Annotated in this window: 29 protein-coding genes and 2 tRNA genes; 14 read left to right on the forward strand and 17 right to left on the reverse strand. The window is 40.4% G+C overall.

Features of this window, described 5'->3' with window-relative positions; translation table 11 throughout:
- Window positions 1–4: 4 nt before the first annotated feature.
- From ARCPR_RS05665 to ARCPR_RS05675, 3 genes are read right to left on the reverse strand one after another with little or no spacing between them, the layout of a single operon-like run.
- The gene (locus ARCPR_RS05665) at window positions 5–415 is read right to left on the reverse strand and encodes a hypothetical protein (protein ID WP_012940522.1); all 411 of its coding nucleotides are present in this window, start codon (window positions 413–415) and stop codon (window positions 5–7) included.
- Entirely contained in the window at window positions 403–927 is a 525-nt protein-coding gene (locus tag ARCPR_RS05670) for a hypothetical protein (RefSeq protein WP_012940523.1), read from the reverse strand. The genes ARCPR_RS05665 and ARCPR_RS05670 overlap by 13 nt, the downstream gene beginning before the upstream one ends.
- 27 nt (window positions 928–954) lie before the next feature.
- Complete coding sequence (locus tag ARCPR_RS05675) at window positions 955–1,170, reverse strand: ribbon-helix-helix domain-containing protein (RefSeq protein ID WP_012940524.1); 216 nt, start codon at window positions 1,168–1,170, stop codon at window positions 955–957.
- 87 nt (window positions 1,171–1,257) lie between these two features.
- On the opposite strand from ARCPR_RS05675, the gene ARCPR_RS05680 reads away from it, so the two are divergent.
- Window positions 1,258–1,929, forward strand: a complete 672-nt coding sequence (locus ARCPR_RS05680; protein WP_012940525.1) for a hypothetical protein — start codon at window positions 1,258–1,260, stop codon at window positions 1,927–1,929.
- A 439-nt stretch (window positions 1,930–2,368) separates the two neighbouring features.
- On the opposite strand, the gene ARCPR_RS10130 is transcribed toward ARCPR_RS05680, so the two are convergent.
- The 4 genes from ARCPR_RS10130 to ARCPR_RS05695 all read right to left on the reverse strand — a co-directional run bounded on the left by ARCPR_RS10130 (window position 2,369) and on the right by ARCPR_RS05695 (window position 6,445).
- Window positions 2,369–2,503 carry a hypothetical protein gene (locus ARCPR_RS10130; protein WP_012940526.1) on the reverse strand — a complete coding sequence of 45 codons (135 nt, stop codon included), beginning with the start codon at window positions 2,501–2,503 and terminating at the stop codon, window positions 2,369–2,371.
- The gene (locus ARCPR_RS09770) at window positions 2,500–3,090 is read right to left on the reverse strand and encodes an integrase (RefSeq protein ID WP_187286403.1); all 591 of its coding nucleotides are present in this window, start codon (window positions 3,088–3,090) and stop codon (window positions 2,500–2,502) included. The genes ARCPR_RS10130 and ARCPR_RS09770 overlap by 4 nt, the downstream gene beginning before the upstream one ends.
- Window positions 3,091–3,418: 328 nt before the next feature.
- Window positions 3,419–5,488 carry an MFS transporter gene (locus ARCPR_RS05690; RefSeq protein WP_012940527.1) on the reverse strand — a complete coding sequence of 690 codons (2,070 nt, stop codon included), beginning with the start codon at window positions 5,486–5,488 and terminating at the stop codon, window positions 3,419–3,421.
- Window positions 5,489–5,626: 138 nt separating this feature from the next.
- Complete coding sequence (locus ARCPR_RS05695) at window positions 5,627–6,445, reverse strand: DMT family transporter (protein ID WP_245526124.1); 819 nt, start codon at window positions 6,443–6,445, stop codon at window positions 5,627–5,629.
- A 51-nt stretch (window positions 6,446–6,496) separates the two neighbouring features.
- Between ARCPR_RS05695 and ARCPR_RS05700 the strand changes: the two genes are divergently transcribed.
- From ARCPR_RS05700 to ARCPR_RS05730, 7 genes are all read left to right on the forward strand, one after another.
- Entirely contained in the window at window positions 6,497–7,768 is a 1,272-nt protein-coding gene (locus ARCPR_RS05700) for a tRNA (N(6)-L-threonylcarbamoyladenosine(37)-C(2))-methylthiotransferase (RefSeq protein WP_012940529.1), read from the forward strand.
- 28 nt (window positions 7,769–7,796) lie between these two features.
- A complete protein-coding gene (locus tag ARCPR_RS05705) occupies window positions 7,797–9,086 on the forward strand; it encodes a single-stranded-DNA-specific exonuclease RecJ (RefSeq protein WP_012940530.1) in 1,290 nt (429 codons plus the stop codon).
- Complete coding sequence (locus tag ARCPR_RS05710; RefSeq protein WP_012940531.1) at window positions 9,068–9,295, forward strand: KEOPS complex subunit Pcc1; 228 nt, start codon at window positions 9,068–9,070, stop codon at window positions 9,293–9,295. The genes ARCPR_RS05705 and ARCPR_RS05710 overlap by 19 nt, the downstream gene beginning before the upstream one ends.
- Complete coding sequence (locus ARCPR_RS05715; protein WP_012940532.1) at window positions 9,292–9,534, forward strand: TFIIB-type zinc ribbon-containing protein; 243 nt, start codon at window positions 9,292–9,294, stop codon at window positions 9,532–9,534. Before ARCPR_RS05710 ends, ARCPR_RS05715 begins: the two co-directional genes overlap by 4 nt.
- A gap of 53 nt (window positions 9,535–9,587) precedes the next feature.
- On the forward strand, window positions 9,588–10,718 hold the full coding sequence (ribA, locus tag ARCPR_RS05720) for a GTP cyclohydrolase II (RefSeq protein ID WP_012940533.1): 1,131 nt from the start codon (window positions 9,588–9,590) through the stop codon (window positions 10,716–10,718).
- Between the two features lie 39 nt (window positions 10,719–10,757).
- Window positions 10,758–10,829 (forward strand) — tRNA-His (locus ARCPR_RS05725).
- Window positions 10,830–10,900: 71 nt separating this feature from the next.
- On the forward strand, window positions 10,901–11,476 hold the full coding sequence (locus tag ARCPR_RS05730; RefSeq protein ID WP_048084470.1) for a hypothetical protein: 576 nt from the start codon (window positions 10,901–10,903) through the stop codon (window positions 11,474–11,476).
- On the opposite strand, the gene ARCPR_RS05735 is transcribed toward ARCPR_RS05730, so the two are convergent.
- Entirely contained in the window at window positions 11,466–12,512 is a 1,047-nt protein-coding gene (locus ARCPR_RS05735; RefSeq protein ID WP_012940534.1) for an IS200/IS605 family element transposase accessory protein TnpB, read from the reverse strand. The two genes, ARCPR_RS05730 and ARCPR_RS05735, sit on opposite strands and share 11 nt — an antisense overlap.
- Complete coding sequence (locus ARCPR_RS09775; RefSeq protein ID WP_187286404.1) at window positions 12,479–12,640, reverse strand: hypothetical protein; 162 nt, start codon at window positions 12,638–12,640, stop codon at window positions 12,479–12,481. Before ARCPR_RS09775 ends, ARCPR_RS05735 begins: the two co-directional genes overlap by 34 nt.
- A gap of 346 nt (window positions 12,641–12,986) precedes the next feature.
- On the opposite strand from ARCPR_RS09775, the gene ARCPR_RS05740 reads away from it, so the two are divergent.
- Entirely contained in the window at window positions 12,987–13,535 is a 549-nt protein-coding gene (locus tag ARCPR_RS05740; protein ID WP_048084471.1) for a site-specific integrase, read from the forward strand.
- On the opposite strand, the gene ARCPR_RS10135 is transcribed toward ARCPR_RS05740, so the two are convergent.
- Window positions 13,525–13,650 (reverse strand): hypothetical protein, encoded by a 126-nt coding sequence (locus ARCPR_RS10135; protein WP_012940536.1) that lies wholly within the window; start codon window positions 13,648–13,650, stop codon window positions 13,525–13,527. The genes ARCPR_RS05740 and ARCPR_RS10135 overlap by 11 nt on opposite strands.
- Window positions 13,647–13,898, reverse strand: coding sequence for a helix-turn-helix domain-containing protein (locus tag ARCPR_RS05745; protein WP_148208685.1), 252 nt, complete (start codon window positions 13,896–13,898; stop codon window positions 13,647–13,649). Before ARCPR_RS05745 ends, ARCPR_RS10135 begins: the two co-directional genes overlap by 4 nt.
- Window positions 13,899–14,102: 204 nt before the next feature.
- Between ARCPR_RS05745 and ARCPR_RS05750 the strand changes: the two genes are divergently transcribed.
- Window positions 14,103–14,426: a hypothetical protein gene (locus tag ARCPR_RS05750; RefSeq protein ID WP_012940538.1), complete on the forward strand. Its 324-nt coding sequence runs from the start codon at window positions 14,103–14,105 to the stop codon at window positions 14,424–14,426.
- A 314-nt stretch (window positions 14,427–14,740) separates the two neighbouring features.
- Here the strand turns inward: ARCPR_RS05750 and ARCPR_RS05755 are convergent, their stop codons facing one another.
- The 6 genes from ARCPR_RS05755 to ARCPR_RS09625 all read right to left on the reverse strand — a co-directional run bounded on the left by ARCPR_RS05755 (window position 14,741) and on the right by ARCPR_RS09625 (window position 18,394).
- Complete coding sequence (locus ARCPR_RS05755; RefSeq protein ID WP_012940539.1) at window positions 14,741–15,070, reverse strand: PIN domain-containing protein; 330 nt, start codon at window positions 15,068–15,070, stop codon at window positions 14,741–14,743.
- On the reverse strand, window positions 15,037–15,315 hold the full coding sequence (locus ARCPR_RS05760) for a hypothetical protein (protein ID WP_012940540.1): 279 nt from the start codon (window positions 15,313–15,315) through the stop codon (window positions 15,037–15,039). The genes ARCPR_RS05755 and ARCPR_RS05760 overlap by 34 nt, the downstream gene beginning before the upstream one ends.
- A gap of 168 nt (window positions 15,316–15,483) precedes the next feature.
- Window positions 15,484–15,984, reverse strand: coding sequence for a hypothetical protein (locus ARCPR_RS05765; protein WP_012940541.1), 501 nt, complete (start codon window positions 15,982–15,984; stop codon window positions 15,484–15,486).
- A 273-nt stretch (window positions 15,985–16,257) separates the two neighbouring features.
- Window positions 16,258–17,556, reverse strand: coding sequence for an RNA-guided endonuclease InsQ/TnpB family protein (locus tag ARCPR_RS05770; protein ID WP_012940542.1), 1,299 nt, complete (start codon window positions 17,554–17,556; stop codon window positions 16,258–16,260).
- Window positions 17,549–18,184 carry an IS607 family transposase gene (locus ARCPR_RS05775; protein ID WP_012940543.1) on the reverse strand — a complete coding sequence of 212 codons (636 nt, stop codon included), beginning with the start codon at window positions 18,182–18,184 and terminating at the stop codon, window positions 17,549–17,551. Before ARCPR_RS05775 ends, ARCPR_RS05770 begins: the two co-directional genes overlap by 8 nt.
- A 39-nt stretch (window positions 18,185–18,223) precedes the next feature.
- Window positions 18,224–18,394 carry a ribbon-helix-helix domain-containing protein gene (locus ARCPR_RS09625; protein ID WP_012940544.1) on the reverse strand — a complete coding sequence of 57 codons (171 nt, stop codon included), beginning with the start codon at window positions 18,392–18,394 and terminating at the stop codon, window positions 18,224–18,226.
- A 73-nt stretch (window positions 18,395–18,467) separates the two neighbouring features.
- On the opposite strand from ARCPR_RS09625, the gene ARCPR_RS05780 reads away from it, so the two are divergent.
- From ARCPR_RS05780 to ARCPR_RS05795, 4 genes are all read left to right on the forward strand, one after another.
- A complete protein-coding gene (locus tag ARCPR_RS05780; protein ID WP_012940545.1) occupies window positions 18,468–18,680 on the forward strand; it encodes a hypothetical protein in 213 nt (70 codons plus the stop codon).
- A 310-nt stretch (window positions 18,681–18,990) separates the two neighbouring features.
- Window positions 18,991–19,067, forward strand: a tRNA-Ile gene (locus tag ARCPR_RS05785).
- Window positions 19,068–19,110: 43 nt separating this feature from the next.
- Entirely contained in the window at window positions 19,111–19,308 is a 198-nt protein-coding gene (locus ARCPR_RS05790) for a hypothetical protein (protein ID WP_012940546.1), read from the forward strand.
- A gap of 10 nt (window positions 19,309–19,318) precedes the next feature.
- A complete protein-coding gene (locus ARCPR_RS05795; protein WP_012940547.1) occupies window positions 19,319–20,758 on the forward strand; it encodes a vWA domain-containing protein in 1,440 nt (479 codons plus the stop codon).
- The last annotated feature ends 15 nt before the right edge of the window (window positions 20,759–20,773 follow it).

Here is a 20,773-nt window from a genome sequence, read left to right on the forward strand (position 1 = left end):
GCTATCACTCCTCATCTAAAGCGTTTTCATAACCTTCAACTTCTTCAACCTCTACAGCTGGCTTAGCCTTCTTTCCATAGCTCTTTTTGCCATAGCTCCTCTTGCTGTAGCTTTTCTGGCTACCGTTTCCAATTCCAAAATAGCTGTCCAAGAACTCCCTAAGCTTTAGCCAATCGTCTTTATTCAGAGCAAAAGCTATACTCTCCTTGCCCTTCTCAACTATAACGATCTTGCTACCGTTGTTATACTTGCTATTCTTAACCTTGAAAGCTGTCTTATGTAGCTTCAAGCTGGCTGGCTTAGCCTTCTTGCCCTGCTGTGCTTCTTGCTTCAGCTCTTTCAGCTCCTCAGCTATCGTTTTAACAGCTTTTATAACCTCTCCCAAACTCTTCTCTAAAGCCTCTATTCTTTCCATAATCTCACCTCCTTTAACCTTTTTACTCCTCTTTGATGAGCTTGAGAATTGATTAAGCTTAGCTTGAGCTTTCTTAGCCTTAACATAAGCTTCATAATCTCTAATAGCTTTCTCGAAATCCTTCCAGCTAATATCTCGGCTTTTAATAAAAAACCCCTCTTCTTTGGATTAGCTACATGCTCTTTGATATACTTCTTAGCCGATTGAAAATCTGAAGTTGTGCGAATTCTCCAGAGCTTGAAGTTAAAACCGCTTGGAACTATCTTTTTTAACTCATCTAAAGCTATAGGTTGATTTGTAAGAAGCAAAGCATGAATATGAGGCTTATTAAACGATTTGACACCATGCCCTTTGCTCTTACAGCCGATATACTTAGCTCCAAACTTTTTGCAGATTAGTTTCAGAGCAGAGCTTAACAGGGCTGAGCAATAGCCAGAATTATCTGTTATTCTGAGGTAATACACATAAGCGTAATCTTTATATATTCCAGCTTTTATATTACCATTAACCATAGCCCGCCCCTCCTCCTATTTAAAAAATTAAGGTGAAATTTCAGCCGGATTAGGCTTTTCAGCTGTAGCTTCACTATCAGAGCTTAGAACTACTGGCAAGCCGACTTTAGCTAAGTATTCATCAATAGCTCTTCTCAATAGCTCAGATTGGCTAATTCCAAGCTTCTTGGCTCCCATCTTTAGCTTCTCCTTATAGCTTGGTGGCAAGGCTATTGATGTTTTAAACACCTTTACCCCAGCCATCGGTATCTAAGTTACCTTATAACTATTTAGCCTTTGCGGTAGTTACTAATAGCAAAGCTAAAATACTATTTAGCTACCAGTAGCTATATGGCTAAGCTGAAAAAGCAGATTTTAGATGAAATAGATTTAGAGCTTCTATCTATGCTCTATTATCTTGGAAAAGCCACAGCTACAGATTTAGAAAAAGAGGCTAAAGTAACAGGTGCAATAGACTTAACTAAAGCTGGTATATCTAAAAGGCTAAAATGGCTAACTGAAAAAGGTTACTTAGCTAAGCCAATAGATGATATTTCTACTGGTAAGCTTAAGCGTATTTATAAAGCTCCAAGCAAGGAAAAGCTAAAATCAGCTCATTTGGAATGGTATAAAGCCGAAATATATAACCCAATGATCGATGAATTCCTCACGGAAGAGCAAGCTGAGCAAGCAAGAAAAGAAGAACCACCAGAAAAAGCCTTTAAAGATGATAGAATTACAACACTTAGCCTTAAATCAGCTGAGGAACTGAAAAAGCTCAGAAAAGGAGTTAGCTTAAAAGAAGCTGTAAAAATACTTGAAGGCTACTCTGAACTTTTCAGCTATGAAATGGCTGGCTTGGTAACGGTAGAAAATGGAATAGTAAAGCTAACAGACGAAGGCTACAAAGCTATTTTAAAAGAATGGATACCAGAAATTAGAGAGAAGCTAAAAGAGCTAAAGGAATTTGATATAGCTGAATACAAAAAACTTCTATCTGAATTCTGCAAAGATTTAAGCTAATAGCTACTTTCAAATCTCCTTTCTCCTCTTAGCTTTCAAGGAAATAGCTATTATTAACATAGCTTATATTATTTCTTTAGCCTATAACTCCTTTCTCATAACTCTTTTAGATTGATTAGTATTTCATATAATCCGGCACTCGGCACGGTTCGGCTTGGCTATGTTATAGTAGCTACTGTAATATAGCTAAGCTAATAGCTATAGCTATAATAAGCTATATAGCTAATCATATTATAGCTATTATATAGCTCAAGATAACTGCCAGCCCGCCTGCCCGCAGTAATATATGAAAGATAAAGTTGAGTTAGAATTGAAGATTTAGGTTAAAGAAGTTGTTAGAACTATTATTAACTCAGCTAATTTTAGCTATTTCCTTAGGAGAAAGCTATAGCTAAGAGATTTAAAGCTAAAAAAGAAAAGATAATGTTAAATTATAAAATTAGCGGAAAAGAAAAGGGTAATACTTACGCAATAGCTTAAGCTCTTCAGCTGTTAGCTCTTCTGGCTTAGTTATGCCAGCTTTTAACCTCTTAAAAATTATCTTAGCTCTTCTCTTCTCTCTATACTTGCTCATTCTATCACCTTCAAGCTATCGACAATTCGGCTATACCAATCGTCAGCTTGCTTAGTTTTGTTCAAGTAATGAGTAGAACCGACTGTTAAGCTGGCTCTACCTTGAATAAAATCGGCTATGCTCTCCGGCACTCCTAACTCTATCAGTTTATTTAAATGCCATTTTCTGATAGCTACAGCTGAAACTCTCTTATACTGTAACCCTTTCGAGTAAGTGTGATAGTTCTCATAGACTGCCAAGCTCTCAAGCTCTTCAGCAAACTCTTTAGGAATATAGCACCAATAACCTCTTTTCTTACCCTTGCTAAGCCAGCTAATAGGGTATCTGGCTATGTTACCCTTGATCACTAAGTTAGCCCTATCAAAGCTCTTAACCATGCTAACAGCATGGCTTAACCTCATGCCAGAGTAAACCAATAACTTGAAGAAAGGCTTTAGGCTATCCTTTATGCTATTGTAAGCTTCTATAAGTTCTTCATCACTTATGTAAACCTCTCTAACACCACTTGGCTTAACCTTAAGAATTCTCCTTAGCTTGGCTATGTATTCAAGGCTAAGCTCTTCTCTCTCCTCAGCAAAGTTAAGCAAGTTTCTAACAGCTTTGATAAACCAATTTCTACCGCTCTCTATGGTTAGTAACAGCTCCTGTAAGTCTTTAGCTGAGGTTACCCTACCCTGTAACAGGTATCTGTCAAGGTAACTTATGTAGGTCTTAGCTGTTGATTGCTCAATTCTATTTAATAGCCAGATATTAAACTTCTGCTTGTTTTTCCTGTAATACTCTGATAAATCAGCTCCATTAGCTCGCCCTTCTAAGCCGTAGGTCGCGGGTTCAAATCCCGCCGGGTCCGCTCTTACTTGTTTAAAAAATTGATGTTCAAAAAATCTCTGAGCAAAAAATAAAGAAAAATGGAGCTCATATGATCTGTAGGATATCTCGGACCGAAGCTACGCACCTTGGCCTATCATTTTCGACCCCGATTACATGCCTGACGTTCAAGTTTAGCATGAGCTCTATCGCAACTTTCACGGGATCAGAGCTCCTAACAACTTTTGGATTCTTCGTTGCATAGTTCATGACGTTATCTTCCAAGCTCGCGCCGTTTGCGATAGCTCTCACTGCATCTCTCTCAGAGAACACTGCAACAAGCTTTCCATTATTAACAATCGGTAGTATTCCTATGTTGTTTTCAGCCATTACTCTTATCGCTTCAGCCAGTGTAGCATTAGATTTGATCGTTATAGGCTTCTTGGCAATATCTTTCAATCTGTATCTTTCAGCAATCTTCTTTCCAGCTAAAGCTCTTAGTCCAACTGTCTCAGCCAACAGCTCTCTAGCGTCTATGTATCCCACAATCCTGCCGTTTGAGCACACGGGCACATCCCTAACATTGTACGCTTCCATCGTTTCAAGGACTATCGGGAGTGGTTCTCTCACATCACAGCACCTAACATCTATTCCGACATCGCAGACCTTCGCATCTAAATCTATTCCCTTTGCCAAGGCTCTCAGTATCGTCTTTTCTCCAATAACCTTCACACTAGATCCGCAGACTGCTACAGCCGATCTGTATCCATTTTCAGCTAGCTTCTTGGCAAGCTCTCTTAACGATATGTTATTCACTATAAGTGCTTGCTTTGCAAACTTTCCAGCACTGAGTTCTTCCCATATTCTCGTTCCCAAGGTCTCCCAGCCCTTTAAGACAAAGAACAATCCCATAACAATTGGTGCAACGACCGACCATGATATAACTGAGTAGTACCAGTCGCCTATGTAGCGGTATATGGCCGTAATTATGAGCGGAGTTAAACCTCCAGTTATTCCGTAGCCTAAATTGTATGTGAAGGCTGTTGCCGTGAGTCTTATACGTGCCGGGAATAGTTCAAGTAAGTAAGCTGACATAGCTCCGCTGTAGCCTATACCGTTCAGGAAAGTCAGAGTGTACGTAAGTATCCAGAGCATTGGAAGGTTTCCTGCGAGTGCAGCCTCTCTCATGAACCAGAACACGGGTATGAATGCTAGGGCGTTTCCGTATATTCCGAAAAGCAGGATCTTTCTCCTGCCTATTTTGTCTGATAGAGCTCCAAAGACTATGTATGCCCATGCTGATAGCAACGTACATATCGAAAGTATCGTGCTTGCAGTAACTTCCGAAACTCCGTGCCAAGTCATGTAATACTTGGATATAAGCTGATTTGTGTACCAAATAGGTCCATGTGCACCTATCACACCTATCCAAGCCAATAGAACGAGAAATCTTGCCTTCGGATCAGAGAATAGCTCCCTTATCGGTGCACTCGTAGTCTTTCTTATTGTCTTAAGCATCGTAAAGACCGGAGTTTCCTTGTAGAAGAAGTGCATTATCAGAGCGACTATTGTGACTATTAATCCGGAAAGTATGAACACTATTCTCCATGCCCACTCGTTTAGCGCATCAGCACCAAAGTAAGATCCTATTATGCTAATCATTGCGGCGACTATAGCGATTCCCAGAGGAGCTGTCGTGAAAAGGAATCCAGTGAAGAATCCTCTTCTTTTCTCTGGAATAGATTCTCCTAGATAAACTATCGTAGCTCCGAAGCCTCCTCCTAAAGCAAGTCCCTGAATAATTCTAAGCACAAAGACCAATACGGAAGCTAATATTCCTATCTGAGCGTATCCCGGCAGTATACCAATTCCGAGTGTTCCTGCAAGCATTGTAAAGGCTGCTGCCACGAAGGCCACTTTTCTACCGTAGATGTCTCCTATCCTTCCAAATATCAGTGCCCCAAGTGGTCTGAATAGGAAACCTAACGCTAAAGCTCCGAAGGATGCTAGTAGTTGTGCTATTGGATCCCACTCAGGAAAGAACACGTGTGCAACAATTCCCGCCAGTAGTGCGTAGGTGTAGAAGTCAACCCATTCGAGCAAGGCTCCAGCCCAAGCTATTCCGACAGTTCTTGCAATTTCCTTCCCCTTAAACTCGATATCCAATTTAGGCTCCATAGCATCACCTATCTATTGTGATTAATCGTGATGAATTACGACAACTATTTAAAGTTTTCCTCGACGTTGAACGATTGTAACGATAAACCGTGATAGATAATACAAAATATTGGTAGCTCATTACGATTCTTGTCGATGCTACCTTAAAGAAGTCAGAATCACGGCGACAGTTATGAGAAGAGCACCGAAGTATTGAACAACGCTTAAGGTCTCTCCGAGCATAAACACTGCAAATACGTGGGCGAAGACTCCTTCAAGCGATAGAATGAGAGAAGCTTCGGTAACTGAAACGTATCTCTGAAACCAGTTCTGAAACATCTTAGCTACAAATGTAGCCAAGAAGACCGTTACCACCAGTGCATAAATGACATCAAAGTTGAAAGTCAGTTTATCGGTCGTTATCAAAGCTAGAGGCGTTGAGAAAATAGCTACAGCCAATATCTGCCAGAATGCCAGTATTGTGGGATTTACATTCTTAGAGTGGTATGAAATCATGGCAATCTCCATACCGAACCCAATGGCGCAAAGAAAGATGAGTATGTCCCCAAATCTAAACCCCTCATATCCAGAGAGAAGGTAAAATCCGATTAAGGCAATTATTAGGCACAGCACATCAAGTAACCTAAGTCTCGCTCTGTAGAGCAGGTAAGCGAGGATAGGAGCTAAGACTACGTAGAGGGACGTTATAAAACCCGCGTTCGTTGCCGTTGTAAATTTCATACCCACGGTTTGGAAACTGTATCCTAAAAACGTGCAAAAACCTATCTTTATACCCTCCTTCCACCCCTCCCTTTTAAGGAAGGGTATGAAGAGAAGAGAAGCCAAAAAGAACCTTATCGAGTTAAAGGCGAAGGGAGATATGTAGTTTAAAGCTATCTTTATGACGGGAAACGTAGCACCCCATACGACTGCAGTTGCAAGTAATCCCAGATCGGCGTAGAGTCTATTTATCTTCACACTACTGAGCCTGAGTTTAAATTTAAAAACACATTGATAATAGATCATGTGATGGTCAAAGTGTACATAGAAACATACGGATGCACTATGAATCAGTCGGATTCGGATATAATGAGGGGAATACTAGCCAAAAACTTCGAGTTAGTCGATAGTGCAGATGAGGCTGACGTGGTCGTTATCAACTCGTGTGGTGTTGTAGACTTTACCGAAAGAAAAATTCTCAAGAGAGCCGAGAGTTTGAAGAGACAGGGTAAGAAGGTTGTGATGGCTGGTTGTCTACCCAGAATAGCCACTAAAAAGTGTTTGGAGGTTTCAGATGCTTTGGTCAGTCCAGATAACGTTCACGTTATCGATTTGGTTGTGAAGTCAGTATTGAAGGGTGAGAAACCAATACTCATTGACAGAACGGACGTGGACAAGTCGGAAATTAGCTGTGTTAAGAGGAGGTTGAGAGAAAACGCTATAGCCATAGTCTCGATAGCCGAAGGTTGTACTGGAAGGTGTAGCTTCTGCGCTACGAGGTTTGCGAGGGGTAGATTGAGAAGCTTTAAGTTTGAGAGCATAGTTGATGAGGTTAGGAAGTGCGTTGAAAACGGTTTCAAGGAGATACAGATAACATCTCAGGATACTGGCGCTTACGGGTTGGATAAAGGGAGGTACATGCTACCCGACCTGTTGAGAGCTATAAGCGAGATAGAGGGCGATTTCAGGGTTAGGGTAGGAATGATGAATCCAAGACATGCGGTTGAGATGCTCGACGACCTTTTAAACGCTTTCGAGAGTGAAAAGATGTACAAGTTTATACACATTCCCGTTCAGAGTGGAGATGAGAACGTTTTGAGGGATATGAACAGAGATCACAGCGTTGAAGACTTTATAGAGGTTGTAAAAGCTTTCAGAAGGAGGTTTGATGATGTTATGGTTTCGACGGATGTAATAGTGGGATTTCCAACTGAAACTGAGGAGGCATTCTGGAGAACTTACGAACTGATAAAAAATGTAGAGCCAGATATTGTGAACATAACGAGGTTCTCGAAGAGACCTTTCACCCCAGCCTACAAGTTGAAGGAAATTCACGGGTGGATAGTAAAGGAAAGATCGAGAAAGCTTACGGAGTTGGCAAGGAGTATAGGACTTAAGAGGAACAGAAGGTTTATAGGTAAGCGTTTGAGAGTTCTGATAACCAAGAATGGAAAGAACGGAACGAAGCTTGCGAGAGCCGATTCTTACAGACCAGTTGTAGTCAGAGAAGGTAACATCGGCGAATTCATCAACGTGAGAATTGTTGACTGTGCATTCAACTATCTTGTAGGCGTAAATTAGTTATGCAATTGATGACAAGGGTGGAAGAATGCTGGACATACTGAAAGCTATAGCTAGGGAAGGAATCAAGTTCGTCGAGAAGCACGATTTCGTGAGGATATTTACGCATTACGATCCAGACGGGATAACGGCTGGAGCTATAATAGCAACCGCCCTTATCAGGCTGGGTAAGGACTTTCAGGTTAGATTTTTGAAGGGTTTGAATGAGGAAGTTGAATACGACAAGGATGATTTAGTCATTCTTTCGGACATGGGTAGTGGTTATCCTGATGTTGTTTCCAAGATTGAGGCCGATACGATAGTAGTTGATCATCACATCCCCACTGGCAGGATCGAGAAGGATAATCTGGTTCACATAAATCCGCATCTTGCTGGTTTGGATGGGACTTACGAGCTGTCTGCAAGTGGAACAGCTTACGTCTTTGCAAACGTCTTAGGAGATAACAGGGATTTAGCTGGAATAGCCTTGGTAGGTGCAATCGGAGACAAGCAGAAGATGAAGGGAGGAAATGCAGAAATCTTGAGAGAAGGAATAGAGAGTGGTTATATAGAGGTTAAGAGTGGATTGAGTTTGCATTCGATGAAGGTTAGAGAAGCTTTGATGTTATCCTTAGAGCCTTTCTTAGATTTCTACGGCAAGGAGGATGAACTCGAGGATTTCTTGAGAAAAGTAAGGATAGATGGTGATAAAGATTTTGAAGAGCTAAGCGATGAGGAGATGTATAGACTTTCGAATGCTGTAGCTTTAAGGTTGCTGAAAATGAATGCATATACCGGTGTCTTTAACGATATAATGAGGGGTAGGATAATTCTAAAGAGCGAGCTGATAAGAAATGCAGTTACGATGTGCGATGTCATAAACGCCTGTGGAAGGGTTACCGCTTGTAGTCTAGGCTTTGCGCTGTGTTTGAGAGATTCAAAATATTTGAACAAGGCTTTCGAGATATGGAGAAACTACACGACGGAACTACTGGAAAGAATAAACGCTGTGAGAGATGACGTAAGAGAGGGTTTCTGCATAAGGTACGTCATCATGAGCGATGGAAACGCTGCAAGTCCCATAGCAACCATATTCTCGCGATACTTCTATCCAGACAAACCCTTCATAGCTGTGAGTGTTAAGGGCGAGAGGGCTAAAGTTTCTGCAAGGGGCAACGATTCATTGAAGGTGAACTTGGCTGAAGTCATGCAGAAGGCTGGAGAAAAGGTAGGAGGAAGGGGTGGAGGGCATAGGGTTGCCGCAGGTGCAATAATTCCGGCTGACAAGGTTGAGGAATTCATAAGCGAGGTTGACAGGCTATGCTGTTCGCAAGGGTAAAGATCGAGAGCGATAATGCTGAATTGATTCACTTGTCTTTAAAGCCAGATGATATGAACTGGTGCTACACCTATGCGAAAGATGGAATTTTGTTCATCGAGGTCAAGACGGAAAAAATGGGTGCAATGATAAACGCCTTGGAAGATTACTTCATAAACCTTAAAGCCCTACAAAGTGTTATAAACGCTTTGAACGAGTTAAAATTATGACGAGAGTTCTGGTTTGTCCGGTGTGCGGTTCAAATGAAATTGAGTTAGATAGTGGAGGATACACGGGAAAGTACATGTGCAAAGAGTGTGGTTACGTTGGGAGTTTTATCATAGAGATGAGCGAGAGCGAGTACAGAGAGTTAAAAGAGGCTGGAGAGCTCGAGAGATTTATTAATGAAAAAAAGAAGGAATTGCCCAAGGAGAAGAAACCCGAGAAGTATCCCTACGAAAACCCATAACATTTTTGAGATATATCTCAAAAATGTTAAATACTTAGGATTGATTACACCTCATGAAAGAAGTGGTTAAGGCAGTCAAGTCTTCTAAGCCAGTTGTAATTTACGATGAAAAGTCTGTTTTGGCTATTCCGGCTGAAGTCGTGAGCGTTGAAGTCGTGAAGATGATGATGAAGCACTGCGATGAGATTAGAGTTGCCCTGCCTTGGAAGAGGATAGTTGAACTTGGATTGAACAGGTACAAAGTTTTCAACGGGAACGCAATCCCTTTGGACTTTAAAAGTCTATCAGCTAACGATAGGGCTGAGTTTATGAAGATACTTGCAAGAGGAAAGCTCGATCTAAACGACGTAATATATCCGGGAAGAATTTTCGTTGAAGAAGCTAAGGAAGGAGGAGTTTTAGAGAGACCGAGTTTTGGGGAGGCAAGCTTGGATTTGGCGAGATTATCCGGTTTTGAACTTGCCGGGGTTTACGCACCTCTTCTAGATGAAGGAAATATCGCAGATAGGGATTTTGGAGTAAAGTTCGCCAAAGAGATGGGATTGAAAGCAGTTAGTATCAACGAGCTTATAGAGTTTAGGTTGAAGAACGAGAAGCTAGTTGAGAGAGTTGTCAGCGCAACACTTCCGACAAAATTTTACGGAACTTTCAAGGCTGTTGGCTATAAAACACCTTTAGGTGAAATCGTCGCTTTAGTAAAGGGAAACGTCAGCGAGGGAGATGTTCTCGTCAGAATTCACTCCGAATGCTTGACAGGTGATGTTTTTCACTCTCTGAGATGCGACTGTGGAGAGCAACTCGAAAGGGCTTTGAAGAAGATTGACGAGGAGGGTAAGGGGGTTCTAATTTACATGAGAGGTCACGAAGGGAGAGGAATTGGTTTAATAAACAAGCTGATGGCTTACAAACTGCAGGAGGAAGGTAAGGACACAGTTGAAGCTAACGTTGAGCTTGGATTTCCACCAGATTTGAGAAGCTACGGCATTGCCGCACAGATTCTTATGGATTTAGGTGTGAAATCCGTGAGATTGATGACCAACAACCCCAATAAGATTGAAGAACTCAAGAAGTATGGATTTAAGGTTGTTAGAGAGCCTATAGTGATCGAGCCAGTTGAAGAGAACAAGAAGTACCTTAAAACAAAGATGGAGAAGATGGGACACATGATCTGCATAAACGACTGAAAAGTTTTTTAATCCTCCACATCCTATTATTCATCGACGGCCCGGATAGCTCAGGGGTAGAGCGCAGGACTGTGGATCCTGTCGTCCCGGGTTCGAGTCCCGGTCCGGGCCCTCATAAGAGAGTTCGAGGCACGGGGACAAACTTTAACCCTTTATATACCTCCTTAGATAATGTCAGTAACGTGAAAATTGTTGTCGACGTAGAAAAGTGGAGATCAATCGATTACGAAAGAGAATTAGAGAGGGAAATCGAAAGAATCAAAAAGAGCAAAATTTCAGAAACCAACAAAAAATTCATCTTAAAATACAAGAACCATAGACTCGCAAACGGCGTAAGCGTGGCGAGGGTTTGTAGAGAGGTAAAATCTCTGAGATTGCTATGTGAAAGATACAACTTGAACTTGGACAATTTAAACGAAGACGTCATCGAAGATCTTTTCGCAGAGCTAGAACTCTCAAAGCAATCTTTGAACACAATCAACGAATACAAAAAGGCTCTGAAATACTTCCTGAGATTTCGTGGGAATGAGGAATTAGCGAGAAAAATAAAGAGAAGGGAACCCAAGGACAACGATCTAACCAGAGACGACCTACTGAGCGTTGATGAAGTCTTAAAACTTGTTAGTGTGACGATGAATGAAAGAGATTCTGCACTTATCATGTGCCACTTAGACTTGTGCTGCAGACCTGAAGAAGTCCTAACCTTGACGGTGGGCGATTTTGTGAGGGACGCATGGGGTAGAAACATCAAACTGTAGCTTTTTGTATTGTAGTGTATCTTTTTATACCTCTCAACGCTATGAGGTAGGCTGATGCAGTATGAACATCAATTCCTTTCGACAACGAAATACCTATAGCATCGATTGAAGTATAAGCTGGATTCACCTTAACAAGTGTGCCACCAACCTTCTTAACGAGCATGCTTACCTGTTGCTGGTACTTCCGAATACTCCACTTCCTAACATTACCCCTTATATTATTTGGTTTAGATAAGTCTTCAATAACGAAGTATTTTACTCCGTGCGAGACAGCGTATTCCACGAGCTTTGAAAGAGCATCCTGTCTAATTGCTCTAGACTTATTTTTGTCGTAGTTAATGACTTCGGGGAAGTGGATATTCCTTATATCTCTGATTCTTCCATAAGAATCGACGATAACCATGTTTATCCTATCAACATTAAAATCAAAACCAGCATAGAACTTATTTTCCGACTCCACTTTAACTCTCTTACCAAAGTACTTTGCATATAAATCGGCTGGAACGTTGAGATATAGGTAAAGCTTCTTCCTAAATACCGTTTTCCAGTTTTCTCTTTTACCTTTGAGCTTAATCGTTACACCAGCACCATAATTGCAACTATTTAGTTCTTGGAGCAAGGGTATGTAATTTTTACCGAACCTAACTCTTACCTCAATCCATTCGTGTCTACCGTCAGCATGTGGTATTTTTATTAGTACTTTATCAGTGCTTACTAATCTGATGTTACGATTTCCCTCCTCACATTTAGCACCAACAGAATATAGTAGCGGTTTTCTGAGTTTTATCTTTGTTTGCTCTTTATACAGCTTAGCAACTTTAATTGCTGAGCTGGCATACCAAGCATTAGATAAAACTTTAGTTAGTCTTCTCTTGACTTCACTTTCACTAAATTTTCTCCTAAAAAGTAGGGTATGAGCTAACTCAACGGAATCTCTAAACATTCTCATCAAGGTAAGGAGCTTTGCTAGTGCTACATCATCATTTACAAGGAGTTTACCAACTATTGTTGCTCTTTCTTCACTTTCTCTAACCATAGTCTAATCGCCTCTTCTAATGCCTTCTTTATAGCACCATAATACCCAAACTTCCTAACTGCGTGGACTTCAAACTCTCTCCAAAGTTCGTCGGGTATTTCAACAGTCTTCCTGACCATCTCATACACCTATGAGAAGTATGAAAAGTAAGATTTATAAGCCTTTTCCTATAATCTACTATTGATGTTGCTGAACCCGATGATTAATGAGGGTGATGAATCTCTGATGAACCCAAGTTCGATGAGGGGAGTTCTGCTCCCGTAGTCGGGCTTGGGGGATGTTAGCCGTGATGAACCTAACCGTACCTGATACAGTCTGATATAATTTGATAAATGAAGGTACGGTGCGAACGGTATAAGAGTAGAGATAAGGAGAAGCAAGACATTTCGTAGAAGTCCGCATCTAAGTTTCTCGTTACCCTACGTATCCAGATGGCTCAATGTTCACCCTCTCAAGGATGATCCATCTGCACCTATGTGGATCGACCTAAACGCATTCAGGAAAGGTATCGTTAAACCTATAGATAACAATGCCTACCATAGGATCCTCGACAGACTCTTCAAGAGGGCTGGGATTAAGAAGAGAAAGAGATTCAGCCCTTACAAGCTGAGGCATACGGGTATAACGCTCTGGGCTGTCCTGCTCACGGAACAACAGCTATCTAAGAGAAGTGGACACATCATGGGATCAAGGCACCTAAGGAGATATGCCAAACTGGTGGACTCCGATGCGGATAAGAAAATTCTCAAAGAATTGGGATTAATAAGAGACGAAGAAGCTGAGCCAGACGTTAAAAGACTCTCACCCGTAAGATGCCAAATATGCGGTGAGTTCAACGAACCCTCCAGAATGAGATGCTGGAAATGCAAAGCGATGCTCGATCCCACGAAACTTGTTGAGGAATTTGGTGGAGAGGAGATAATGGATACAATCATCGACGATGAACTTGAGAAAGTCTTGGAGAACAAGATTAGAGAAATGATCTTGCAGATTCTAAGAGAAGAAGGGGAGATTAGATTTTAATACTTCTACTTTTTTCTTTTAACTTTCTTACAGCAACCCAAACTTCTTCTTCGGGTATATTATACTCTTGGGAGATTTGTTTCACTACTCTCTGCATTATCGTGTAAACCTTCATTTTACTCTCACCTCCCTAATAATTCCAGCTTGCTTCAACCTTCCAACGATAATCAGAATTGTCAGGGTGTTCGTGTTCAATTTTTCTGCTATCTCTTTTATGTCACAACTTCTCATCTTGATTATCTCTCGTATAACGTTTTCGTTTCTCCTGAACTGCTTGTATACGGCTTCTCCTTTCTTCTTAGTCCTTAACACCACTAGATGTTCCGGTAACCCAACCACATTTTCAACTTCCTTTACACTCAACTCCCAACATCTCCCACTTGGTGAAGTCACTAATACTCTAAGTAATCTTATGATAGTACATACTCTGCTAAGTGTTAAATATATTTAACTCTGCTAAAGTTAATATATTCAACTTTGCATACTTATTCAAAAGTAAATTACGCACACTTTGTTAGATAATTATAAATAGTGGGGGCAAGTAACGTAGAGATAGGAGGTGTGGGAATGGAAAGTGAAGACATGAAAGGAAATAGAGAGCGCAGAGGAGAGTTGTTAAGGACATCAATAATGCTGACGCCCGAGCACAGGAGCAAACTTGCAATACTCATGCAAGTCACTGGAGCGGACATGAGTGAAATCCTAGGTAGTGCAATCGACCTGTACTACTGGTACGTCAAGAAGTACGCTGAGAAGGAGGGTTTGGAGGATATAGTACAACTATTAGAAGTGGCAGAGAAAGTAAAAAGCTTAGCTAGAAGGAAAATAGATCCAGAGAAAGTAGAAGAATTCGCCAAGTCTGATATCTTATCCCGAACGAAAAAGAAATAGTTAGGAGACAATCTCAAAAGGCTCTCTTCACTTCTTAACCTCTCTTTGACCTCCTCCCCGCTTTTCACAGTATTTCCGAAAGTTGGCAATTAGGTCAACCTAAATAGGGTTGAGGATTTTTATTTGATTTTGAAATACTCTCTGAATTTTTATCTGGTTGCCAAATATTCCACTTTCGGAACTACTGTGAAAAGCGGGGCTTTCTTAGCGACGTTTTGTAAAAACAAGAATTTGCTAGACAAAAAAGTAATTATCATAAATTTAATTCTTCCAGTTTGCATATCCAATATGTTCCATCCGTCGTCTTGAAGGTTCTAATCTTTCACAACAACTTCAAAATCATCTATAACGTCTTTAACGAACAAAAAGTGCCTGTCCTTTGTAACAACTCTTAAACCGTTGTTTATGGCAATTGCCGAAATTAGCACATCTACAGCTGGTATTGGTTTTCCAATTTTTAGCAGTTCTGTAGAAATCTTCAAGGCTAAGTTGTAATCAGATTTTGACGGATATAATACTATGAGGTTGAGTTCTAACGCCTTAGGAAACTCTATAAGGTTAAAAATTGTTGTATATCCTTGAATTTTCTTATTCTTTTTATATGCATCAATTAGTTTGCTTGTATCGTAGAGATTCTTTTCCATTCTGTATCCCTCATCTTTTTGTAACCTTCTATAGCTTTTTCAAGTTCTAATTCATCCAAACTCTTTTTAAAGTCATTACCAAGCTCTTTTAAAAGATCCTTTGTGCTAATTTCCATTCTGCTCTCTTCTAACTTCTTTAAGTAATCTACTATAGCTTTCCTAACAACTTCGCTCCACTTAATTTCGCTGTACTTCTTCATCTTTTTGTAGATGTCATCCGATATCGATAGAGTTATGTTGGGCATACACATATTTTTGTGAATTCAAGTATTTAAGTTTTCTGTAAATCTTTATTATTTGCAATGATTGTACTTAGAAGGATGTTATCACCAAATCTGAGTTTTCTTTATTCGAACTTCTAAATCACGTTTGTCTCAGCATAATTTTTCTTTCAATCTCTTATCTCTTCCCCGTCATAGAACAGATAGCCTACGCAGAAGAGGAAAGTTGTAGCGGAAATCTTTAAGCAGCTTGGAGTGTGTATTTGATAAAAGATCTCCGGTTTCATTAATCCAAAATCCGTTTATAACTGAGTATAATGGTATTGATCTAACCTTCTCCACCAACTTGCCGTTCTTATACACTCTTGCTTCCCATAAAGGATCGTAAGCTTCGGCAAAGCTAAGCATGAATGGCTTCTTTGCGTTTACCTTAACTTTCCAGAGGGTCGGGTTAATTTTTGTGTAGTTTATTATTTCGGCAGGTTTTTCTTTGACTTCGAATAGCTGATCTATCGTTTGATTTGTTTTAGCGGAGTAGAGCCAGATGACATCTAAGTAAGAATTCTTACTTGCGAGTATTTCCAACCTATATTTTTCTTTAGTTAGATTGAATAGCGGAGTGTACGTGAAGTTCAGAGAATTTGCTTTAAGGATAAATTCGTGATCTCCAATTCTTACTTTAAACTCTCCCACACCCCTTAAAGCAAGCCTATAGGTTCCGTTCTTGACGATTTCGATGTCCTGCCAAGCTCTGCCGTTTTTGGTGAATGTTAGTAGTTCACCGTTGCTTGCATCGATATTTTTAACTGTCTTGGCGTTTGAGCGATAGAGGTCAGATTCCGCTTCAAAGAGGTAGATTACAGTTTTGTTCTGGAGGAGTTTTTCTACCTCTTTCTTGGCTTTGTAATATTCTTTTCTTTTTCTGGGATTAAAACCAATATATTAATGGCATTACTCCGTTTGTCCCTACCGCTTCATTTTGTTTAAAACTATAGCTTTTTGTGTCTGCGGTAGGGACTTCCACCTCGCCCATAGAGATTTGGGTATCCCTATGGAGTCATGGGTGGCATTCGAGGCTAACGGAACGAGCCCCACATCTACGTCTAACCCTACGAGGTTTGGAGCATAGCTCCCATCACCTCGTAGGGCTTTCAGGAGAAGATTCCAACAAGCGACAACATCTCTATGCCATAGTTCTCCACCTTTACCGCATTTACCTATCCTAGAGTTGTCGTTGTAATTTATTGGAGCGTCATGGACAGGGCATAGTCTTGATGTATTCTTTGGATTAACGTAGATTACTGTTACGCCATGTTCTTTTGCCTTTTCCTCTATTGCTCTCTGAATACTCCTGAAAGAAGCTTGGAATATTCTATGTCGTAATTGTTTATCTTTAATTCTGGCTATCATGTTATTGGCAGGTTTCTTACCAAGCCTCTCAAGAACAATAGAATATTGCTTCTCATAGGCAGTTTTAACAATTATATTCGCTATCTTCCACCTAATATCAAGCTTCTTCTTCCTCTCTTTCAGCTTCCTCATAGCTTTCCTCTTAATTCTTGACTTCTTACCATAGTGCTTATCGTATTTCTTCTGAATTCCTTTTCTACGATAATGGTAACCGAGAACGAGCTTCTCTGTACCGGTTTCAAAGGTGTAAGCAATATTATCGACGAGCATTGTAACATTGTTCTCGTTTACATCAACGGGTAGGTAACCTCTAGGCCTGCACTTCTCGATTTCCTTAACAAAGATGAGGTAGATTATGAGCTGTCTATTCCTCTTATCAAGCTTAATCTTAGCTTCGGAAACTAGCTTCCATCCTCTATTGATGTATTTCCAGTACTGTTTATGAGGCTCAAACTCTACTGTAACCCATCCTCTATGGGTTGCTATTTTAATTGAGGTGTATCCATTTGGTTTCCATAAGTGGTCATCAAGCCAGATACTGACCTTCCTAACCTCTGGGTAGTCTCTCTTAGCTAGTCCTAATTTCTTTAACCGAAGAAAGCTCTTGGTTCTAGTATTAGCGTCTTGACAAGCAGTATAAACGTAGTGTGAAGGTAATTGAGGATAAAGACTTTTCATTTCATGGTACTTTAGTGCTTTGAGTTTGGTGAAACTCTTAATGTTGTTCCTTACAGCGTAGAGTACCAGTTGTTCCACCATGTTACGGTATATGTCCTTAAGTTCAATGAAAACTCTAAACGCTTTCCTAGGTAGCTTAACGCTCTTAACAATAACTGTTCTAACTATTCTAGTCATTCTCCTCAACCTCCTCTAGAAGCTTCTTGAATCCTTGAACGAGCTTCTTTTTCTTGTGACTCCTCATACCGTATAGCTTACCAGCAAACGACGTAACGATTGCTAACAAGTCCTCAACTAGCTCTTGGTACGCATCTTTAGGCTCTTCACCATAGACGACCTCTATTCGTACACTATACTGTTTAAAGAAGTACTCTAGATACTCAAAACCAAATCTTGTTAATCTATCCCTATAGGTGACAACTACTACGTCTACTTGCCTGTTTACTACACAATTGAAAAGCTTTTGTAATCCTCTGCGATTGGTCTTAAGCCCACTAGCTACATCGCTTAAGACTTCAACTACTCTGTAGCCTTTAGCAGTACAATACTGTGTGAGGTACTCTATCTGTCTCTCTAAATCACTCTTCTGGTCACTAGAGCTTACACGAGCATAGATAATTGCTCTAACCTCTTTGACTTCTTTTCCGCTAATTATTCTCTCAACTTCACTCTCTGGAATCATCCACCTACCAGTAGGAGTTTTAACTGCTCTAATCCTACCAGAATAAATCCACCGCTTTAAAGTAACAAAGTGAATCCCAAGCCTCCTACAAGCCTCTCTGGGCGGTAGTAACCTCTCACTCATACACTACACTCCGCTACAAAAATTTACACTTTGCTATATTTAAAGATTTCTGCCCCCCTTCCTGAGCGAATGAATATAGTTTCTAATCGCATCTTCTATGAATTTCGATAGATTTCCCTTCTCAGCCCCATACATCCCCCTAACAACTCTCCTAAATTCTTTCTCAACATCATCACTCAAAACTATCGTTAAAATTCCTATAAATAACATTTAAACGGATAATATTTAAAACTTCCGTATTCGAGGCTGTAACATGTTTTAAACAAAATACCCTTATATCGCTATGGATCGTAAAGATATCCTAAGTATTTTGGTATTGATAGGAATCGTAGCGTTTGCAGTGTTAATATACACCCTACCAGATCTGATCATGAGTTTAAGTAGACATGAGTATCCCAACGCTACTGTAATCGACAAATACGTCAAAAGATACGATGACAAGGATTATTTCTTCATAGTCATAAAAACCGAGGATGGTAAAAAAAAGTTGTCTTAATGAACAGAGATACTATAGTATTCGGGAAATTTAACTCTGCAGACATTTATGCAAGTGTTGAAATCGGAAAGAAATACACCTTTTATACCTACGGTTGGAGAGTTCCTTTATTCTCTTGGTTTGAAAATATCTATAAAGTCGTCCCCTTAAACTCTACATCATAAGTTTTTTATAAAATTTTTTAATAAATATTTTAGATAATTATTAAAAATTATAGAATTTAACAGTGTAGAATTTGACAATTCTTGTCGCAAAATAGTTAAATACACAGTGCTTATAATCAGGTACCCAGCCTCCATGCCTGCCGTGTCCGCGGATAGCTCAGCTGGGTAGAGCGTCGGGCTGATAACCCGAAAGACGCGGGTTCAAATCCCGCTCCGCGAACCATCATCACGGCAGGCGAACGGAGGCTTTAGTGGAGGGATAAACAATGGTGAACAAATTAATCGTTTTGGGAAAGGAGTTTGAAATCCCAGACATGCCCGAGGAAGACGTTAAGGCAAACTTACTGTCTATTCTGAAAGAACTAGATCCTGAAATTGCAGACGAATTGAAGAAAACGAAGTATTCCGTTAGAGTTGAAGGTAACGTTTTAGTAGTTTACAGGTTGAGTGCAATATTCGGTTGAGGTGATCTTCTTGGAAGTCGCCTCTATCTCCGCAGAGAAGATACTATCATTCATTCAAGGTGGCGATTTAATCGACGTTACGACAATTGCTAAGAGCAATCCAGACCTCTTGGCAAGGGCTACAACGTATTCGTTAAACAATAAAGTTTATCATAGAGAAAGGCTATGCAAGGCAATCTTAGCGTTAATAACCTACGCTCCAAAGGATTATAGAAATGTTGCTTGGGCTTTAATCCAGATGGTTCCATTTTCACACTTACTACACATCATGGATGTAATTGACAAAAAGGAAAACACCAGAAGACTTAGATTGGCTATAGCGGTTAAGATTGCCAATACACCACAAAATGATATAATCAGAGCATTCTTTATCTCACCCACAAATTTCAGAAAGATGTTTTCCTACCTCTATTTACCAAGAGAATACGTAAACGACAAAAAGATCAACCATCCGAACTACTCACTCGCATACAAACTAAGCCAGCTATCTATGATTGACGCAATGAAAGAGCTAAATCTAACTCCAGCCGATCTCGTTAGAACGTATAAAATTCCGCTACACTTAGTCATGCAGTGGGTACAGACGCCAAAGGAGGCTTACGAGCTTGCAAAGATTTCTACGCCAGACGATTTCGTTAGACATGCCAGGTGGTTTAGAACAATCTTAGGAGATGATGAATTCGAGAGAATAGCCATTTCAAAGATTGAAAAGGTGAAAGATCCGTTCAGCTTCCTATCTATAAGACAGCACCTTGAGGAGACAGAAGCCTTAACACCTAAACTATCAAAGGTGTTAGAGGAGAGGGCCGAGAAAGTTCTCGACGAAATAGCTAAAAGCGTGAATTTGGGCAACTTGGCTTTGATAGTGGACGTTAGCGGTAGCATGTGGGAAGCATTGGAGATTACGGACAAGCTCTATGAAGTTTTCAGCAGAATGACTAGAATCACCCACTTGATAGCCTTTAGAGAGTACGCCTTTACAGTAAGTAGGGAACAACTCAGAAGCTTGGAACCAGATGGGACTACTTCAATCGGTAGTGCAATCTTACTTTTAGCTCAACAGCTTAAGGAGAAACCGATAGACTTACAGGCGATAATTTTGGTGAGTGATCTGTGTGAAAACACAGCTCCATACCTTAAAGATTCGTTAAAGCTACTTGAGAAGTTCGGAAGCCCGCCGATTGTGGTTATCCATTGCGGAAGTAGATGTAATCTAAAGATTGACTACCCACACGCAAAGATTCCCGTTGATAGTTTCCATCCAAGATTGATCAAAGACATTGTTGCAAACATAGCCAGATTAACCGCTAAGGTGTCTGAAGAGAAGGAGATTACCAAAGTCGTGAAAGAGAGAAGACCCATCTTAGAGGAGCTTGGGAGAGTTGAGCTACCGCGGAGACCTGCTGAAACGCTTAAGCCTGGATACCTTGAAAGATTACTTTGTTCTTAATTTTTTGGAGATGGG

The organism is Archaeoglobus profundus DSM 5631 (genome assembly GCF_000025285.1).
Lineage (GTDB): Archaea > Halobacteriota > Archaeoglobi > Archaeoglobales > Archaeoglobaceae > Archaeoglobus_B > Archaeoglobus_B profundus.

What these genes read in the sequence shown, in the direction of transcription:
- ARCPR_RS05705 (WP_012940530.1), top strand. Translation starts at nt 7,797, where the DNA reads ATGCTGGACATACTGAAAGCTATAGCTAGGGAAGGAATCAAGTTCGTC.
- ARCPR_RS10130 (WP_012940526.1), bottom strand. Translation starts at nt 2,503, where the DNA reads ATGAGCAAGTATAGAGAGAAGAGAAGAGCTAAGATAATTTTTAAGAGG.
- ARCPR_RS05790 (WP_012940546.1), top strand. Translation starts at nt 19,111, where the DNA reads ATGGTGAACAAATTAATCGTTTTGGGAAAGGAGTTTGAAATCCCAGAC.
- ARCPR_RS05750 (WP_012940538.1), top strand. Translation starts at nt 14,103, where the DNA reads ATGGAAAGTGAAGACATGAAAGGAAATAGAGAGCGCAGAGGAGAGTTG.
- ARCPR_RS09625 (WP_012940544.1), bottom strand. Translation starts at nt 18,394, where the DNA reads ATGTTATTTATAGGAATTTTAACGATAGTTTTGAGTGATGATGTTGAG.
- ARCPR_RS05680 (WP_012940525.1), top strand. Translation starts at nt 1,258, where the DNA reads ATGGCTAAGCTGAAAAAGCAGATTTTAGATGAAATAGATTTAGAGCTT.
- ARCPR_RS10135 (WP_012940536.1), bottom strand. Translation starts at nt 13,650, where the DNA reads ATGAAGGTTTACACGATAATGCAGAGAGTAGTGAAACAAATCTCCCAA.
- ARCPR_RS05735 (WP_012940534.1), bottom strand. Translation starts at nt 12,512, where the DNA reads ATGGTTAGAGAAAGTGAAGAAAGAGCAACAATAGTTGGTAAACTCCTT.
- ribA (WP_012940533.1), top strand. Translation starts at nt 9,588, where the DNA reads ATGAAAGAAGTGGTTAAGGCAGTCAAGTCTTCTAAGCCAGTTGTAATT.
- ARCPR_RS05710 (WP_012940531.1), top strand. Translation starts at nt 9,068, where the DNA reads ATGCTGTTCGCAAGGGTAAAGATCGAGAGCGATAATGCTGAATTGATT.
- ARCPR_RS05715 (WP_012940532.1), top strand. Translation starts at nt 9,292, where the DNA reads ATGACGAGAGTTCTGGTTTGTCCGGTGTGCGGTTCAAATGAAATTGAG.
- ARCPR_RS05740 (WP_048084471.1), top strand. Translation starts at nt 12,987, where the DNA reads ATGTGGATCGACCTAAACGCATTCAGGAAAGGTATCGTTAAACCTATA.
- ARCPR_RS05775 (WP_012940543.1), bottom strand. Translation starts at nt 18,184, where the DNA reads ATGAGTGAGAGGTTACTACCGCCCAGAGAGGCTTGTAGGAGGCTTGGG.
- ARCPR_RS05760 (WP_012940540.1), bottom strand. Translation starts at nt 15,315, where the DNA reads ATGCCCAACATAACTCTATCGATATCGGATGACATCTACAAAAAGATG.
- ARCPR_RS05690 (WP_012940527.1), bottom strand. Translation starts at nt 5,488, where the DNA reads ATGGAGCCTAAATTGGATATCGAGTTTAAGGGGAAGGAAATTGCAAGA.
- ARCPR_RS05770 (WP_012940542.1), bottom strand. Translation starts at nt 17,556, where the DNA reads ATGACTAGAATAGTTAGAACAGTTATTGTTAAGAGCGTTAAGCTACCT.
- ARCPR_RS05675 (WP_012940524.1), bottom strand. Translation starts at nt 1,170, where the DNA reads ATGGCTGGGGTAAAGGTGTTTAAAACATCAATAGCCTTGCCACCAAGC.
- ARCPR_RS05780 (WP_012940545.1), top strand. Translation starts at nt 18,468, where the DNA reads ATGGATCGTAAAGATATCCTAAGTATTTTGGTATTGATAGGAATCGTA.
- ARCPR_RS05670 (WP_012940523.1), bottom strand. Translation starts at nt 927, where the DNA reads ATGGTTAATGGTAATATAAAAGCTGGAATATATAAAGATTACGCTTAT.
- ARCPR_RS05665 (WP_012940522.1), bottom strand. Translation starts at nt 415, where the DNA reads ATGGAAAGAATAGAGGCTTTAGAGAAGAGTTTGGGAGAGGTTATAAAA.
- ARCPR_RS05755 (WP_012940539.1), bottom strand. Translation starts at nt 15,070, where the DNA reads ATGGAAAAGAATCTCTACGATACAAGCAAACTAATTGATGCATATAAA.
- ARCPR_RS05700 (WP_012940529.1), top strand. Translation starts at nt 6,497, where the DNA reads ATGGTCAAAGTGTACATAGAAACATACGGATGCACTATGAATCAGTCG.